Raw genomic sequence first — 15,437 nt, forward strand, 5'->3', positions numbered from 1 at the left:
TCATGGACATGCTTGCCCGCACGCCCCCGGATCCGTGCACCGGCGACCTGGCCGGATTCCAGCCGGGCGACAGTCTGTTCACCACCCAGGGCCTGGGACTCCATGGCCGGGGCTGCCTGCTGCAGGCCGCCCCCCGCGAAGACGTCGGCGCCTGCGCCGCCCGCCTGCTGGCCCAGGCGGCCGAACTGCGGGCCGGGCCGGACGCAGCAGGCCCGGCGGATGAAGGCGGTGCGCCTCTCCTGCTGCTGGGCCTGCTGCCCTACGATGCGGCCGGCCCGGCACCGGCCCTGTTGCGCGTTCCCCGGACACTGAGGCGCATCGCCGCGCCCGGCGGCCTGCCCCCCGCCCGGGGCGGCGCCATCCTGGGCCGCCGGGAGCACCCCGACCGGTCCGGATACGAGCAGGGCGTGCGCGCGGCGCTGGCGCAGATGAACCGGGACGGCGGCTTGCGCAAGCTGGTGCTGTCCCGCACGCTGGAACTGGAGCTGGACCGTCCCCTGGATCTGCCCGAAGTCCTGGCACGCCTGTGGCGGGCCAGCCCGCAGGGCCACACCTACGCCCTGCCCGTATCCGACACCGGACAGGATTATTTCCTGGGTGCCAGCCCGGAATTGCTGGTGCGCAGGGAAGGCCGCCGGGTGCGCGTGCATCCCCTGGCCGGTACGGCCGCCCGCCACCCCGACGCCGCCGAGGACGCCCGCATCGCCCGCGCGCTGCTGGATTCGCCCAAGGACCGGCTGGAACATGCCGTCGTGGTCGAGGCGATCGAGGCCGCGCTGCGGCCGCTGTGCCGCACGCTGGACGTGCCCACGCGGCCGGGCCTGACTTCGACCGCCCGGCTCTGGCACCTGGGCTCCCTGATCGAAGGGGAACTGGCCGACCCGGCCATCAGCGCCCTGGACCTGGCCATCGCCCTGCATCCCACCCCGGCCGTCTGCGGCCTGCCCACGGCGGACGCGCGGCGCGCCATCGCCGGACTGGAACCTTTCGAGCGCGGCTACTTCGCCGGAGCCGTCGGCTGGTGCGACACCGCCGGCGACGGCGCCTGGGCGGTCTCCATCCGCTGCGCCCACGCCTGCGGCCGCCGGGTCACGCTGTCGGCCGGCGCCGGCATCGTTCCCGGCTCGGTTCCCGAGCTCGAGTACCAGGAAACCGGCAACAAGCTGCGCACCGTCCTGGACGCGCTGGGGCTCCTGTGAACAGCACGCCGGGCCGCATGCGGCCGCGGTTTCCGGCCCGCCCTTTTCGGAGTTTCGTTTCATGAGCATCCCATCCCTGCCGTCCTACCCCATGCCCCGCGACCCGGTGCCCAACCGCGTGGACTGGCGTCCGGAAGCGGGCCGTGCCGCCCTGCTGATCCACGATATGCAGGACTATTTCCTGGGCAAGTACGACGTGGGGCAGGAGCCGATTCCCGACCTGATCGCCGCCATCGCCCGGCTGCGCGACCAGTGCCGCGCGCGGGGAATCCCCGTGTTCTACACGGCGCAGCCGCCCGTGCAGCCCGAGGCCGACCGGGCCCTGCTGAATGACTTCTGGGGGCCGGGCCTGACCGCGCCGGAGCACCGGGCAGGCGCGCGCATCGTCCCGGCCCTGAGCCCGCACCCGGAAGATACCGTGCTGACCAAATGGCGCTATAGTGCCTTTCAGCGGTCCGATCTGCGGGAACGGCTGCGCGCCCTGGGCCGCGATCAGCTCATCATCACCGGCGTCTATGCCCACATCGGCTGCATGACCACCGCGCTGGAAGCCTTCATGCTGGACATCCAGCCCTTCCTGGCCATCGATGCCTGCGCGGATTTCAGCCTGGAAGAACACCGCATGGCCGTCCGCCACGTGGCGCGCCGCTGCGGCGCGAGCCTGACTTCGGACCAGATCCTCGACGCCCTGGCGCAGGGCGCCGCCGCCCCTACCGCCCGCGAGATCCCCGCATGAACGCCCTGCCCGACACCCGCCCGGCCGCGCACCGCCAGGCCGATTTCCCGAACCGCCACATCTTCGTGACCGGCGCCGCCAGCGGCATCGGTGCCGCCGTCGCCCGCCAGCTGCTCGCCCTGGGCGCCCGCGTATCGGCCGTCGACCTGGACGAAGCCGGCCTGCAGCGCCTGCGCACGCATGCGGCGGACGCCGCCGGCGATGCCGGACCGTCCGCCCGCCTGTGGACCGCCCCCCTGGACGTGCGCGACAGCGCCCAGGTGGAAGACACGGTTGCGCAAGCCGAAGCCGCCCTGGGGCCGCTGCACGGCCTGGCCAGCGTCGCCGGCGTGCTCGAAATGGGCGAAGTCACCGATCTGGACGACGCCCGGTGGGCGCATTGCTTCGATGTGAATGCCACCGGCGTCTTCCACGTATGCCGCGCCGCCGCCCGCCGCCTGCGGGAACGCCGCGCCGGTTCCATCGTCGTGGTCAGTTCCAACGCCGCAGCCACCCCGCGCGCCGGCATGGCCGCCTATGCCGCGTCCAAGGCCGCTGCCACCCAGTTCGCCCGCTGCCTGGGCCTGGAGCTTTCGGCGCACGGCATCCGTGTCAACATCGTCTCGCCCGGCTCCACCGACACGGCCATGCAGCAGGCCATGTGGGCGCTGGGCAGCTCGCGCGAAGGTGTCATCGCCGGGGACCCGGCCCGCTGGCGCCTGGGCATCCCCCTGGCCAAGATCGCCGCCCCCGACGAAATCGCCCAGGCGGTCCTGTTCCTGCTTTCCGACCAGGCCAGCCACATCACCCTGCATGACCTGCGCGTGGACGGCGGCGCCACGCTGGACCAGTAGCGCGCCGGCACGCCCGCCGGCGTCCGGCGCCGCCCACGGCCGATCAAAAAAATCCGCTATCCTTCCATCGGGGCTTTCCCTGATATCCTGAATGCCAGCCGCCAGTGCATGGTCTTTCATTTCATCTGCTTTGATGCGTCCCTATATATAAAGCATAGAATCCATGCGCTTCATAAATGGGGACACATCAGGCGGAAATCCTATTGTCACCAAGGACTTGGGGCTGTAACTTCCCCCTTCTGCCGCCCAGAACGGCACTTGTATTCCGCCACGCGAGTCCAGCCATGACCCACCCCGTTTCCTGTCCCACCGGCCTGCCGGCCGCCCAGGGTCTATACCACCCCGAACTGGAGCACGACGCCTGCGGCGTCGGCTTCGTCGCCCACATCAAGGGCCACAAGAGCCATTCCATCATCCAGCAGGCCCTGAAGATCCTGGAAAACCTGGACCACCGGGGCGCCGTCGGCGCCGACGAGCTGATGGGCGACGGTGCGGGCATCCTGATCCAGATCCCCGACCAGCTCTACCGCGAGGAAATGGCAGCCCAGGGCGTGACCCTGCCGCCGCCCGACGACTACGGCGTCGCCATGGTCTTCCTGCCCAAGGAAACCGCCTCGCGGCTGGCCTGCGAGCGCGAACTCGAGCGCGCCGTGCGCGACGAGGGACAGGTCGTGCTCGGCTGGCGCGACGTGCCCGTGGATCACGACATGAAGATGTCGCCCGCCGTGCGGGCCTGCGAACCCGTGATCCGCCAGCTCTTCATCGGCCGCGGCCACGACATCATGGTGCCCGATGCCCTGGAGCGCAAGCTCTACGTCATCCGCAAGACCGCGAGCCACGCCATCCAGCGCATGCAGCTCGCGCACGGCCAGGAATACTTCGTGCCGTCGATCTCGGTGCGCACCGTGGTCTACAAGGGCCTGCTGCTGGCCAACCAGGTGGGCCTGTACTACCGCGACCTGGCCGACACCCGCGCCGCATCGGCCCTGGCGCTGGTGCACCAGCGCTTCTCCACCAACACCTTCCCGGCCTGGCCGCTGGCGCACCCCTACCGCATGATCGCGCACAATGGCGAGATCAACACCGTGAAGGGCAACTTCAACTGGCTGCGCGCCCGCGAAGGGGCGATGAGCTCGGCCGTGCTGGGCGAGGACCTGAGCAAGCTCTACCCCATCGTCTACGAAGGCCAGTCCGACACCGCCACCTTCGACAACTGCCTGGAACTGCTGGTCATGTCCGGCTATTCCCTGGCCCACGCCATGATGATCATGATCCCCGAGGCGTGGGAGCAGCACACCGACATGGACGAGTCGCGGCGCGCCTTCTACGAATACCACGCCGCCCTGATGGAGCCATGGGACGGCCCGGCCGCGGTCGCCTTCACCGACGGGCGCCAGATCGGCGCCACGCTGGACCGCAATGGCCTGCGCCCGGCGCGCTACGTGATCACCGACGACAATATGGTGATCCTGGCGTCCGAGGCCGGCACGCTGCAGATCCCCGAACACCGCATCGTCAAGAAATGGCGCCTGCAGCCCGGCCGCATGCTGCTGATCGACCTGCAGCAGGGTCGCATCATCGAGGACGAAGAGATCAAGTCCCAGCTGGCCAACGCACATCCCTACCCGCAGTGGATCGAGCGCCTGCGCCTGAAGCTGGACGACCTGCCATCCCTGAAGGCCGAAGACCTGCCCGAGCCGTCCGCGAGCCTGCTGGACCGCCAGCAGGCCTTCGGCTGGACGCAGGAGGACTTCAAGTTCATCCTGGAACCGATGGCCCGCAACGGCGAGGAAGCCATCGGCTCCATGGGCAACGATGCGCCGCTGACCGTGTTGTCGGACCGGCCCAAGCCTTTCTACAACTACTTCCGCCAGATGTTCGCCCAGGTGACCAACCCGCCGATCGACCCGATCCGCGAACAGATGGTCATGTCGCTGGTGTCCTTCATCGGGCCCAAGCCCAACCTGCTGGACATCAACAACGTCAACCCGCCGCTGCGCCTGGAAATCAGCCAGCCGGTGCTGGACCAGGCCGCCATGGCCCAGCTGCGTCACATCAGCCGCCAGACCGGCGACAAATTCCGCTGCTGCGAACTGGACATCGTCTACCCGGTGGCCTGGGGCCCCGAGGGCATCGAGGCCTGCCTGGCCTCGCTGTGCGCGACCGCGGCCGACGCCGTGCTGAGCGGCGACAACATCCTGCTGCTGAGCGACCGCCGCGTGGACGCCGAGCACGTCGCGATCCCCGCGCTGCTGGCGACGTCGGCCATCCACCAGCACCTGATCCGCACCGGCCTGCGCACCCGCACCGGCCTGATCGTGGAAACCGGCTCGGCGCGCGAAACGCACCATTTCGCGCTGCTGGGCGGCTACGGCGCCGAGGCCGTGCATCCGTGGCTGGCGCTGGAATCGCTGGCCCAGCTGCCCGATCCCGCCAAGGCCACCGAAAACTACATCAAGGCGATCGGCAAGGGGCTGAAGAAGGTCATGTCCAAGATGGGCATTTCCACCTACATGTCCTACACCGGCGCGCAGATCTTCGAAGCGGTGGGGCTGCACAGCAGCCTGGTGAAGAAATACTTCACCGGTACGCCCAGCAACATCGAGGGCATCGACATCTTCCAGGTGGCCGAGGAAGCCCTGCGCACCCACCAGGCAGCCTTCAGCGCCGACCCGGTGCTGGCCGGCGCGCTGGACGAAGGCGGCGAATACGCCTTCCGCATCCGCGGCGAACAGCACCTGTGGACGCCGGATTCGATCGCCAAGCTGCAGCACGCCACGCGCGCCAACAATTATTCGACCTTCAAGGAATACGCCCAGCTCATCAACGACCAGTCGCGCCGCCACATGACGCTGCGCGGCCTGTTCGAGTTTCGCGTCGATCCGGCCAAGGCCATCCCCCTGTCGGAAGTGGAACCGGCCAAGGAAATCGTCAAGCGTTTCGCCACCGGCGCCATGTCGCTGGGTTCGATCTCCACCGAAGCGCACGCGACCCTGGCCGTGGCCATGAACCGGATCGGCGGCAAATCGAACACCGGCGAGGGCGGCGAGGACGCGCTGCGCTACCGCGCCGAAATGCGTACGGGCAAGCCGACGGTTCGCAAGGGCGACACCCTGGCATCCGTCCTGGGGGCCGACCGCATCGCCGCCGACGTGCCGCTGGCTGCCGGCGATTCGCTGCGCTCGCGCATCAAGCAGGTGGCCTCGGGCCGCTTCGGCGTCACCGCCGAATACCTGTGCAGCGCCGACCAGATCCAGATCAAGATGGCCCAGGGCGCCAAGCCCGGCGAAGGCGGGCAGCTGCCGGGCCACAAGGTGACCGACTACATCGCCCAGCTGCGTTATTCGGTGCCGGGCGTGGGCCTGATCTCGCCCCCGCCGCACCACGACATCTACTCGATCGAGGACCTGGCGCAGCTGATCCACGACCTGAAGAACGTCAACGAGCGCGCCTCGATCTCGGTGAAGCTGGTGGCGGAAGTCGGCGTGGGCACCGTGGCCACCGGCGTGGCCAAGGCCAAGGCCGACCACGTGGTCATCGCGGGCCACGACGGCGGCACCGGCGCTTCGCCCGTGTCCTCGATCAAGCATGCCGGCATCCCCTGGGAACTGGGCCTGGCCGAAACGCAGCAGACCCTGGTGCTGAATCGCCTGCGCAGCCGCATCCGCGTGCAGGCCGACGGCCAGATGAAGACCGGCCGCGACGTGGCCATCGCCGCCATGCTGGGGGCCGACGAGGTCGGTTTCGCCACGGCGCCGCTGATCGTCGAAGGCTGCGTCATGATGCGCAAGTGCCACCTGAACACCTGCCCCACCGGGGTCGCCACCCAGGATCCGGAACTGCGCAAGAAATTCAACGGCAAGCCCGAATACGTCGTCAATTACTTCTTCTTCGTGGCCGAGGAAGTGCGCGAGATCATGGCGCAGCTGGGCATCCGCACATTCGACGAGCTGATCGGCCGCGTCGACCTGCTCGACATGCGCAAGGGCATCGAGCACTGGAAGGCGCGCGGGCTGGACTTCAGCCGCATCTTCCATCAGGTGGCCACCGATGAGCCGGTGCGCCATGCCCGGTCCCAGGATCACGGCCTGTCGCATGCGCTGGACCACCAGCTGATCGAGCGCAGCAAGGCCGCGCTGGAACGCGGCGAAAAGGTGTCCTTCATCACGCCGGTGCGCAACCGCAACCGCACCATCGGCGCCATGCTGTCCGGCGAGGTGGCCCGGCGCTACGGCCACGAAGGACTGCCCGACGACACCATCCACATCCAGTGCAACGGCGCGGCGGGCCAGAGCTTCGGCGCATTCCTGGCCCATGGCGTGACCCTGGACCTGGTGGGCGAGGCCAACGACTACGTCGGCAAGGGCCTGTCGGGCGGCCGCCTGATCCTGCGCTCGCCCAACGATTTCCGCGGCTTCGGCCCCGACCACATCATCGCCGGCAATACGGTGCTGTACGGCGCCACCGACGGCGAGGCCTATTTCAACGGCGTGGCCGGCGAACGCTTCGCGGTGCGCAACTCGGGCGCCTCGGCCGTGGTGGAAGGCACGGGCGATCACGGCTGCGAATACATGACGGGCGGCACCGTGGTGGTGCTGGGCGAGACGGGCCGCAATTTCGCGGCCGGCATGTCCGGCGGCATCGCCTACGTGTGGGATCCCGAGCAGGCCTTCGCGCGCCGGTGCAACACCAGCATGGTGCGCCTGGACCCGATGGAGACCGACGAGGTCCAGCGCCAGGCCGGCGAGCAGCAGTTCTGGCACAGCCTGGCACGCAACGGCGTGCGCGAGACCGACGAGGCGATCGTGCGCCGCCTGGTGGAAAACCATTTCCGCTATACCGGCAGCTTCCGCGCTCGTGAAATCCTGGAGGACTGGAACCAGGCGCGCCGCGCCTTCATCAAGGTCACTCCGCTCGAATACCGCCGCGCCCTGGGTGAACTGTGGCAGGCAACCCAGACCCAGGCCCAGGCCGCCTGAAGGAACATCGCATCATGGGAAAAATCACTGGCTTCATGGAATTCGCGCGGGTCAAGCCGGCCTACGAGGCGCCGGAATCCCGCCTGCGCCACTGGAAGGAATTCGTCTCGCCGCTGACCGACGAGCAGGCCCGCATCCAGGGTGCGCGCTGCATGGACTGCGGCGTGCCGTTCTGTACGCACGGCTGCCCGGTCAACAACATCATCCCCGACTGGAACGACCTGGTCTACAAGCAGGACTGGAAGCGCGCACTCGACGTGCTGCTGTCGACCAACAATTTCCCCGAGTTCACCGGCCGCATCTGCCCCGCACCCTGCGAGGCCGCCTGCACGCTGAACCTGAATGACGAGGCGGTCGGCATCAAGTCGATCGAGCACACGATCATCGAGCGCGGCTGGAAGGAAGGCTGGGTCGTGCCCCAGCCGCCCGCGCGCAAGACGGGCAAGCGGGTCGCCATCGTGGGTTCGGGGCCGGCCGGCCTGGCCTGTGCGCAGCAACTGGCGCGCGTCGGCCACAGCGTGTCGGTCTATGAAAAGAGCAACCGCATCGGCGGCCTGCTGCGCTACGGGATCCCGGACTTCAAGCTGGAAAAATCGCACATCGACCGGCGCCTGGCCCAGATGGAAGCCGAAGGGGTCGAATTCTTTCCCTCGACCTACGTGGGCCGCACGGAAAACGCGGAAGACGGCCTGACGGTGATCACGCCCGAAGAGCTGCTGGCGCAGCACGACGCCGTGGTGCTGGCGGGCGGTTCCGAGCAGCCGCGCGACCTGCCGGTGCCCGGCCGTGAACTGCGCGGCGTGCATTTCGCCATGGATTTCCTGCGCCAGCAGAACAAGATCAACCACGGCGACCGCATCGCCAAGCCGATCAACGCAAAAGGCAAGCACGTGGTGGTGATCGGCGGCGGCGATACGGGGTCGGACTGCGTGGGGACGAGCAACCGCCAGGGTGCGGCGTCGGTGACGCAGTTCGAGCTGATGTTCCGCCCGCCGGAAGAAGAAGACAAGCTGCTGACGTGGCCCTACTGGCCGATCCGGCTGCGCACATCGTCTTCGCACGAAGAAGGCTGCCAGCGCGACTGGGCAGTGGGCACCCAGGCTTTCGAAGGCAAGGGCGGCAAGGTCGAAAAGCTGGTCGCGACGCGGCTGGAGTGGCTGAAGGACAAGGCCACGGGCCAGATGAAGATGCGCGAGGTGAAGGATTCGCGCTTCGAGATCCAGGCCGACCTGGTGCTGCTGGCGATGGGCTTCGTGTCGCCGGTGCGCGCGGTGCTGGATGCATTCGGCGTCGAAGTGGACGGACGCGGCAACGCGCGGGCGAACACGGACGACTACTGCAGTTCCCGGACGAAGGTCTTCGCCGCGGGAGACATGCGGCGCGGGCAATCGCTGGTGGTGTGGGCGATCCGCGAAGGACGGCAGTGCGCCCGGTCGGTGGACGAATACCTGATGGGTTCGTCGGTCCTGCCGCGCTGAAGCGCCGGCCTGCGGCCCCCCCGCCACACCGGCGGGGGCGCCCTCCACCGATCAGGACTCGTGGGGAACCGGGATGTCCTGCCAGCCCGGATGGTCGAAATAGGCGCCGTAGCGGTTCAGCGCCTCGGCCAGGCGCACGACCCCCGCGGCCCTGGGCTGCCCGGCCTCCCGGCCGCCCGCAATGTCCGCGCCGGCGACCACGTCGGCCAGGATCACATGCAGTGCGGCATCGGCCTGCGGTTCGAGCTTGCAGTTTTCCACGATATGGGCCAATTCGCGATTGGCCTGCTTGCCCAGCGCGTCGTAGCCCGCTTCGGGCAGCGAGCCGGCATGCGCCTCGGGCAATGCCTGCGCCACGGCCTGGCGCAGATCCCCCATGGCCTGGCGCAACGGCTCATCGGTGGCCCATTTCTGGCCATGGTTCAGCGTCAGCGCCGCCGGCGGTTCGTGCTCGTGTCCATGTCCGTGCGTTTCCGCAGCCTGCAAAGGGCCTGTCGCCAATGCCAGCGGCAGGGCAAGCCCCAGGGCGAACAAGAAGCGGGGAGTGTGGGTTTTCATGATGCGGCTCCTGAAAGAGTGTCAATGTCATTCCGACATCTCCTCTAACGCGCCACGCATGGAAATGTTCCCCCACGGATCGGCCACCGCGCACGGATCGACCGCCACGCGCATTCAGCGGACGGCGGGCACCTGCCGGTGCAGTTGCTCGGCCTGCGTCGCCTGCACGGCGAATTCCTGCATCAGCAGATCCTTGAGCAAGGCCCGCTGACGGTCGTCGAGCACGTCCCGTTCCGCCAGCAGCTGACGGATCACGCGCTTCTGCTGCTGGTCCTGCAAGGCGGCGATCCCGGCCTGGATCCCGGCCAGCCGGGCCGTGTCCGGCTGCGCGGCGAAAAGTTCGTCGAGCAGGGCCTGGCGTTGCGCGCGGATGTCTTCCCAGTTGCGCGCCAGGTCCGCCAGGAACGGGCCTTCCAGCCGGGTCCAGGCGGCCTGCTGGCTGTCCGACAACCCGAGACGCTGCGCCAGGGGTTCCGCGGCCGGCTCGCCGCCACCCGCCCAATGCCGCTGGATGGCGGTGGCGACGAAGCCGACATTCAGGGCCAGCGAGACCGCCAGCAGGATATTCCGGGAGCGTGGATTCATGTGTTCTCCTTGGGGGTTCCGCACAGTCCGGCCGCAGCGCACAGCCCGCCCGGCGGCACCGGACCGAAGGCATCCAGCCGCGCCATCGGGGCTTCGGGCCGCACGGGGGGGCCCCCTGGCCAGGACCAGTCCGCCAGCCCGATGCCGGCCGCCAGGGAAGCGGTGACGGCCATTGCGGCCGGCAGCCAGCCCAGCCAGGACCGCACGGCATCCCCGAAGGACGCGGGCGCTTTGCGCCGCCCGGCGGGCGCAGGATGCCAGGCACGGGACACATCCGGCGACCCGCCCGGGTCCGGCAAGGCCTTCAGGCCGGCGGTCATGGCACGGATCGCCCGCAGTTCGGCGGCGCAGACCGGACAGGCTGCGACGTGTGCCTGGATCAGCTCGCGCCTGCGCCCCGTCCATTCCGGATCCAGGCTGGCGCAGAGCAGTACGGTTCGGGGGCAAGGCATCGGCTTCTCCTTGGTCAGGCCCGCAGCACGGCCAACAGGGCCGCCCGGGCGCGGGCAATGCGCGAACGCACGGTGCCCAGGTTCAGGTTCAGGGTACGGGCGATGTCCTCGTAGGACATGTCCTCGATCTCGCGCAGCAGCAGGATCTCGCGATGCGCCGGCGCGATGGCGGCCAGGGCCTGCTCCAGCTGGCGCACCTTCTGTGCGGTTTCAAGCCGTCCGTCGGGGCCGGGCGCCGGATCGGGCACGTCCATGCCCGATTCCAGGGGTTCCATGCGAACCCGTCCCGCGCGGCGCAGATGATCCAGCGCCAGGTTGTGCGCGATGCGAAACAGCCAGGTCCTGAACCTGGCCTCCGGCCGCCAGGTCCGGATGGCCTGGTAGGCGCGCAGAAAAGTATCCTGGGTCAGCTCGCGGGCGATTTCCGGCGCCTGGGTCAGCCGCACGAGATAGCGGTAGACCGCGCCCTGGTGGCGGGCCACCAGCCAGGCATAGGCGCGCGCATCCCCGGCGCTGGCGCGCACCGCCTGGCGGTCGTCTTCGAGTTCGGCTTCGGCATCCACACCCGTTCCAACGAAAGAAGGCGCAAAAAGTTCCCTGCCGGGGCGGAAAAGCCCGCCGCCCGGCGGCGGACAGACCCCGGAACGAGGCCGTGCCAGCCGATCCGGCGGGTACAGGTACAATCGATGTTAGTCCGACGCGGCGATCCGATCCGAATGAATTCTTCTCCCGCCCCTCTTGTCACTTTCGATGGCGTTTCACTCGGCTACGGTGATTTCACCGTGCTGAGCGGCATCGACCTGCGGGCCATGCCGGGCCAGGTGGTGGCCATGATGGGCGGCTCGGGCTCGGGCAAGACGACACTGCTGCGCGCCATGACCGGCCAGCTGCGGGCGCAGGCCGGGAAGATCCACGTGTTCGGCCAGGACATGGCCAAGCTGGACGGCGAGCCGCTGCGCGCCGTGCGCCAGCGCATGGGCGTGCTGTTCCAGAGCGGCGCCCTGTTCACCGACCTGAACGTCTTCGAGAACGTAGCCTTCCCGCTGCGCGAGCACACCCATATCTCCGAACAGCAGATCCTGGAACGCGTGCTGGACAAGCTCCAGGCCGTGGGCCTGCGGCACGCAGCCCACCTGCGGATATCGGAAATCTCCGGCGGCATGGCGCGCCGCGTGGCACTGGCGCGCGCCATCGTGCTCGAACCCGAACTCATCCTCTACGACGAGCCTTTCGCGGGCCTGGACCCGATTTCCCTGGGGATCACGGCCCAGCTGATCCGCACGCTGACGGACCAGCTGGGTTGCGCCTCGATCCTGATCACGCACGACGTCGCGGAATCCTTCGCGATCGTGGACCGGGTCTACCTGATCGGCCAGGGCCGGCTGATCGCCCAGGGCACGCCAGCCGAGCTCTCTGCCTCGCAGGACGACTACCTGCAGCAATTCCTCCAGGGGCGGCCCGATGGCCCGATCGGCTTCCACTACCCCCTGACGCCGGCCTTCGAGCGCTGGCTGGCCTCCCGGAGGGCAGCATGAGCAGGCTCGCAAATCGCATCGCGGCACTGGGTCACGGCTTCGCATCCTGGATCACCGGGCTGGGCGCATTCGCCCGCCTGTTCTCCGCCATCCTGGCGCGCAGCAGCGTCGTGCTGCGCCGCCCGGGCCTGGTATCCCAGCAGGTCCACTTCATCGGCAACCATTCCCTGCTGATCATCGGGGTCTCGGGCCTGTTCGTGGGCTTCGTGCTGGGCCTGCAGGGCTACTACACGCTGAACCGCTACGGGTCGGAAGAGGCCCTGGGCCTGCTGGTGGCCCTGTCGCTCACCCGGGAACTCGGGCCGGTGGTCACCGCGCTGCTTTTCGCCGGCCGGGCCGGCACCTCGCTGACGGCCGAGATCGGCCTGATGAAGGCCGGCGAGCAGATCGCCGCCATGGAAGTCATGGCCGTGGATCCCCTGCGCCGCGTCCTGGCGCCGCGCTTCTGGGGCGGCGTGATCGCCATGCCGATCCTGGCGGCGGTCTTTTCCATGGTCGGCATCCTGGGCGGCTGGTTCGTCGGCGTGATCCTGATCGGCATCGACCCCGGCGCCTTCTGGTCGCAGATGCAGGGCGGGGTGGACGTGATCGACGACGTGCTCAACGGCGTCATCAAGAGCCTGGTCTTCGGCATCGTCGTCACCCTGATCGCTCTCTACCAGGGCTGGACGGCGCGCCCCACCCCCGAAGGCGTATCCCGCGCCACCACGCGCACCGTGGTCAGCGGCGCCCTGGCGGTGCTGGGGCTGGACTTCCTGCTGACGGCGCTGATGTTCGCCCACTGACCCCGACTTTTCGCCAACCGAATTCTGCGGAACAAATCCATGACACGCGAAAGAACCGATTTCTGGGTAGGCCTGTTCATCCTGCTGGGTCTGATCGCCCTGGCGTTCCTGGCGCTGCGCGCCGGCAACATGAGCTCGTTTTCCTTTGCACCCACCTACCAGGTGCACGCCTATTTCGACAACGTCGGCGGATTGAAGGTCCGCGCGCCGGTGAAAAGCAGCGGCGTGGTGGTCGGCCGGGTCGCCGAGATCGGCTTCGACAATCAGCGGTTCCAGGCCAAGGTCACGCTGTCCCTGGAACAGGCCTATGCCTTCCCGAAAGACTCCTCGGCCTCGATCCTGACCTCGGGGCTGCTGGGCGAGCAGTACGTCGGCCTGACACCCGGCGGCGACGACAAGGACCTGGCCGATGGCGGCACGATAGAATTCACGCAGTCCGCCGTGGTGCTGGAAGACCTGATCAGCAAGTTCCTCTACAGTTCGGCCGAAAAAGAAGGTTCGCAGCAGGGCCAGGCTACCGGGGGGGCCGCCGCGCCGGGCACCGGCCAGTGAACGGCTTCCCTTACAATGTGCGACAGTTCCACGCCGCCCCCGACACAGACCGCACGAGACACGACATGATTTCCACCGCCCCGACGACGGCGAAACCGCGTTCCCGACGCCTGACGGCCCGCACCGGGCTGGCCCTGGCGGCCGCCGCCCTGGCGGCCGGCTGTGCCCAGGTGCCGCACCCTTCGCCCAACGACCCTTGGGAATCCTACAACCGCAGCATGTACCGTTTCAACGACGCGGTGGATCGCGCCGTGCTCAAGCCCATCGCCACGGGCTATGAAACCGTCACGCCGCGTCCGGTGCGCACCTGTATCCACAACATCTTCGGCAATCTGGGCGACGTCTGGTCGGCCATCAACAGCTTGCTGCAGGGCCGCGGCCGCGACTTCGTGGACACTTTCGGCCGGGTGCTGTTCAACACCACGGCCGGCCTGGGCGGCTGCATCGACATCGCCTCGATGCACGGGGCACGCAAGATCCCCAACGACCTGGGCATGACGCTGGGGGTCTGGGGCTTCGGTTCCGGCCCGTACGTGGTGCTGCCGTTCCTGGGTTCCAGCACGGTGCGCGACGGGTCCGCCTGGGCCATCTCGCTGGCATCGCCGGTGTCGCCGACCAGCGCGGTGTTCGCCATCGACAACGTGCCGGTGCGCAACTCGGTGTTCGGCCTGTACGTGGTGGACACGCGTGCCAATCTGCTGGAAGCCGACCGCCTGGTGGACCAGATCGCGCTCGACAAGTACAGCTTCATCCGCGACGCCTACCTGCAGCGCCGCAAGTCCATGCTGGACAGCCGCCTGAACAGCAGCCGGGCCTCGACCGCCGACGACCTGGACAACCCGGACCGGCCCCAAGCCGACCAGAACCTGCCGGTCTACGAAGATCCGGACGAAGCGCCGGCGCAATGAACCCGACCGCCCCGGGCCGCACGCGGCCCGGGCACCGCTCCGCCCGCCTTGCACGGGCGGGCGCCACACGGAGACGATCATGAGCCTTTCTTCCTTTCTGTACATCCTGCGCCGGGCAGGGGCCCTGTGCCTGCTGGGCGCCGCGCTGGGGCTGTCCGCGGCACCCGCGGGCGCAGCCGAACGCACGGTCGACCCCAAGGCCGCGCCGAACGACTTCCTCGAAGCCGTGGCCAACAACATGCTCGACGCGGTCAAGGCCGATCCCCAGGCGCTGCAGGGCGATGCGGGTCACATCGCGGACCTGGTGCGCCGCTATGCGCTGCCGTACGTCGACATGGACAAGACGACCCGGCTGGCGGCCGGCCGCTACTGGCGCCAGGCATCCGACGCCCAGAAGACCGCTCTGGTGCAGGCGTTCACGGGCACGCTGATCCGCACCTACAGCGGGGCGTTCACGCGGGTGACGTCCGGCACGACGATCTCGCTGCTGCCTTTCCGCGGCGACCCGCAGGCGGACGATGCGGTGGTGCGCACCACGATCTCGCAACCGAACAGCCCGGCGATCGGTGTGGACTACCGCCTGGAACGGACCGACGCGGGCTGGAAAGTCTACGACCTGAACGTGGAAGGCATCTGGCTGATCCAGAACTATCGCAACCAGTTCGCCTCGGAGATCAACAAGGGGGGGATCGACGGGCTGATCTCGGCCCTGAACGCGAAGAAATGATTTCAGGCCGGATGCGCGGTGGCCGTGCTCTGAACGCGCCCGCGCGGTTCTGAACACGCCCGCGCGCCGGCATGCAGGGAAGGGCCGCCCTGTTCGACGGTCCTCCCGTC

General features: G+C 68.6%; 14 protein-coding genes. 10 read left to right on the plus strand and 4 right to left on the minus strand.

Features of this window, described 5'->3' with window-relative positions:
- Positions 1–2 precede the first annotated feature (2 nt).
- The 5 genes from ABD022_RS13825 (at position 3) to ABD022_RS13845 (ending at position 9,225) form a co-directional block, all read left to right on the plus strand.
- The gene (locus ABD022_RS13825; RefSeq protein WP_325125370.1) at positions 3–1,199 is read left to right on the plus strand and encodes an isochorismate synthase; all 1,197 of its coding nucleotides are present in this window, start codon (positions 3–5) and stop codon (positions 1,197–1,199) included.
- Between the two features lie 61 nt (positions 1,200–1,260).
- Entirely contained in the window at positions 1,261–1,935 is a 675-nt protein-coding gene (locus ABD022_RS13830) for an isochorismatase family protein (RefSeq protein WP_325125367.1), read from the plus strand.
- Positions 1,932–2,768: a 2,3-dihydro-2,3-dihydroxybenzoate dehydrogenase gene (locus ABD022_RS13835; RefSeq protein ID WP_343821933.1), complete on the plus strand. Its 837-nt coding sequence runs from the start codon at positions 1,932–1,934 to the stop codon at positions 2,766–2,768. Before ABD022_RS13830 ends, ABD022_RS13835 begins: the two co-directional genes overlap by 4 nt.
- Before the next feature lie 284 nt (positions 2,769–3,052).
- Entirely contained in the window at positions 3,053–7,747 is a 4,695-nt protein-coding gene (locus ABD022_RS13840; protein WP_325125363.1) for a glutamate synthase-related protein, read from the plus strand.
- A 14-nt stretch (positions 7,748–7,761) separates the two neighbouring features.
- Complete coding sequence (locus ABD022_RS13845) at positions 7,762–9,225, plus strand: glutamate synthase subunit beta (protein WP_343821936.1); 1,464 nt, start codon at positions 7,762–7,764, stop codon at positions 9,223–9,225.
- Between the two features lie 51 nt (positions 9,226–9,276).
- Here the strand turns inward: ABD022_RS13845 and ABD022_RS13850 are convergent, their stop codons facing one another.
- The 4 genes from ABD022_RS13850 to ABD022_RS13865 form a co-directional block, all read right to left on the minus strand.
- The gene (locus tag ABD022_RS13850; protein ID WP_325125359.1) at positions 9,277–9,783 is read right to left on the minus strand and encodes a hypothetical protein; all 507 of its coding nucleotides are present in this window, start codon (positions 9,781–9,783) and stop codon (positions 9,277–9,279) included.
- 114 nt (positions 9,784–9,897) lie between these two features.
- Positions 9,898–10,368, minus strand: coding sequence for a Spy/CpxP family protein refolding chaperone (locus ABD022_RS13855; protein WP_343821939.1), 471 nt, complete (start codon positions 10,366–10,368; stop codon positions 9,898–9,900).
- Positions 10,365–10,820, minus strand: a complete 456-nt coding sequence (locus ABD022_RS13860; protein WP_325125355.1) for an anti-sigma factor family protein — start codon at positions 10,818–10,820, stop codon at positions 10,365–10,367. The genes ABD022_RS13855 and ABD022_RS13860 overlap by 4 nt, the downstream gene beginning before the upstream one ends.
- Positions 10,821–10,834: 14 nt before the next feature.
- Complete coding sequence (locus ABD022_RS13865) at positions 10,835–11,383, minus strand: RNA polymerase sigma factor (RefSeq protein WP_325125353.1); 549 nt, start codon at positions 11,381–11,383, stop codon at positions 10,835–10,837.
- A gap of 153 nt (positions 11,384–11,536) precedes the next feature.
- Between ABD022_RS13865 and ABD022_RS13870 the strand changes: the two genes are divergently transcribed.
- The 5 genes from ABD022_RS13870 (at position 11,537) to ABD022_RS13890 (ending at position 15,327) form a co-directional block, all read left to right on the plus strand.
- Complete coding sequence (locus ABD022_RS13870) at positions 11,537–12,355, plus strand: ABC transporter ATP-binding protein (RefSeq protein ID WP_325125351.1); 819 nt, start codon at positions 11,537–11,539, stop codon at positions 12,353–12,355.
- The gene (gene mlaE, locus ABD022_RS13875; RefSeq protein ID WP_325125350.1) at positions 12,352–13,140 is read left to right on the plus strand and encodes a lipid asymmetry maintenance ABC transporter permease subunit MlaE; all 789 of its coding nucleotides are present in this window, start codon (positions 12,352–12,354) and stop codon (positions 13,138–13,140) included. Before ABD022_RS13870 ends, mlaE begins: the two co-directional genes overlap by 4 nt.
- A gap of 39 nt (positions 13,141–13,179) precedes the next feature.
- Positions 13,180–13,692, plus strand: a complete 513-nt coding sequence (gene mlaD, locus ABD022_RS13880; protein ID WP_325125348.1) for an outer membrane lipid asymmetry maintenance protein MlaD — start codon at positions 13,180–13,182, stop codon at positions 13,690–13,692.
- 65 nt (positions 13,693–13,757) lie between these two features.
- Entirely contained in the window at positions 13,758–14,600 is an 843-nt protein-coding gene (locus ABD022_RS13885) for an MlaA family lipoprotein (RefSeq protein ID WP_343821944.1), read from the plus strand.
- A gap of 79 nt (positions 14,601–14,679) precedes the next feature.
- Positions 14,680–15,327, plus strand: a complete 648-nt coding sequence (locus ABD022_RS13890) for an MlaC/ttg2D family ABC transporter substrate-binding protein (RefSeq protein ID WP_325125344.1) — start codon at positions 14,680–14,682, stop codon at positions 15,325–15,327.
- The last annotated feature ends 110 nt before the right edge of the window (positions 15,328–15,437 follow it).

It is taken from the genome of Castellaniella daejeonensis, assembly GCF_039523555.1.
Taxonomy (GTDB): Bacteria; Pseudomonadota; Gammaproteobacteria; order Burkholderiales; family Burkholderiaceae_B; genus Castellaniella; species Castellaniella daejeonensis.

Excerpts from the sequence above, each read along its gene's own strand:
- ABD022_RS13855 (WP_343821939.1), bottom strand. The coding sequence starts at position 10,368 with ATGAATCCACGCTCCCGGAATATCCTGCTGGCGGTCTCGCTGGCCCTG.
- ABD022_RS13870 (WP_325125351.1), top strand. The coding sequence starts at position 11,537 with ATGAATTCTTCTCCCGCCCCTCTTGTCACTTTCGATGGCGTTTCACTC.
- ABD022_RS13850 (WP_325125359.1), bottom strand. The coding sequence starts at position 9,783 with ATGAAAACCCACACTCCCCGCTTCTTGTTCGCCCTGGGGCTTGCCCTG.
- ABD022_RS13885 (WP_343821944.1), top strand. The coding sequence starts at position 13,758 with ATGATTTCCACCGCCCCGACGACGGCGAAACCGCGTTCCCGACGCCTG.
- mlaD (WP_325125348.1), top strand. The coding sequence starts at position 13,180 with ATGACACGCGAAAGAACCGATTTCTGGGTAGGCCTGTTCATCCTGCTG.
- ABD022_RS13845 (WP_343821936.1), top strand. The coding sequence starts at position 7,762 with ATGGGAAAAATCACTGGCTTCATGGAATTCGCGCGGGTCAAGCCGGCC.
- mlaE (WP_325125350.1), top strand. The coding sequence starts at position 12,352 with ATGAGCAGGCTCGCAAATCGCATCGCGGCACTGGGTCACGGCTTCGCA.
- ABD022_RS13830 (WP_325125367.1), top strand. The coding sequence starts at position 1,261 with ATGAGCATCCCATCCCTGCCGTCCTACCCCATGCCCCGCGACCCGGTG.
- ABD022_RS13840 (WP_325125363.1), top strand. The coding sequence starts at position 3,053 with ATGACCCACCCCGTTTCCTGTCCCACCGGCCTGCCGGCCGCCCAGGGT.
- ABD022_RS13890 (WP_325125344.1), top strand. The coding sequence starts at position 14,680 with ATGAGCCTTTCTTCCTTTCTGTACATCCTGCGCCGGGCAGGGGCCCTG.
- ABD022_RS13835 (WP_343821933.1), top strand. The coding sequence starts at position 1,932 with ATGAACGCCCTGCCCGACACCCGCCCGGCCGCGCACCGCCAGGCCGAT.
- ABD022_RS13825 (WP_325125370.1), top strand. The coding sequence starts at position 3 with ATGGACATGCTTGCCCGCACGCCCCCGGATCCGTGCACCGGCGACCTG.
- ABD022_RS13860 (WP_325125355.1), bottom strand. The coding sequence starts at position 10,820 with ATGCCTTGCCCCCGAACCGTACTGCTCTGCGCCAGCCTGGATCCGGAA.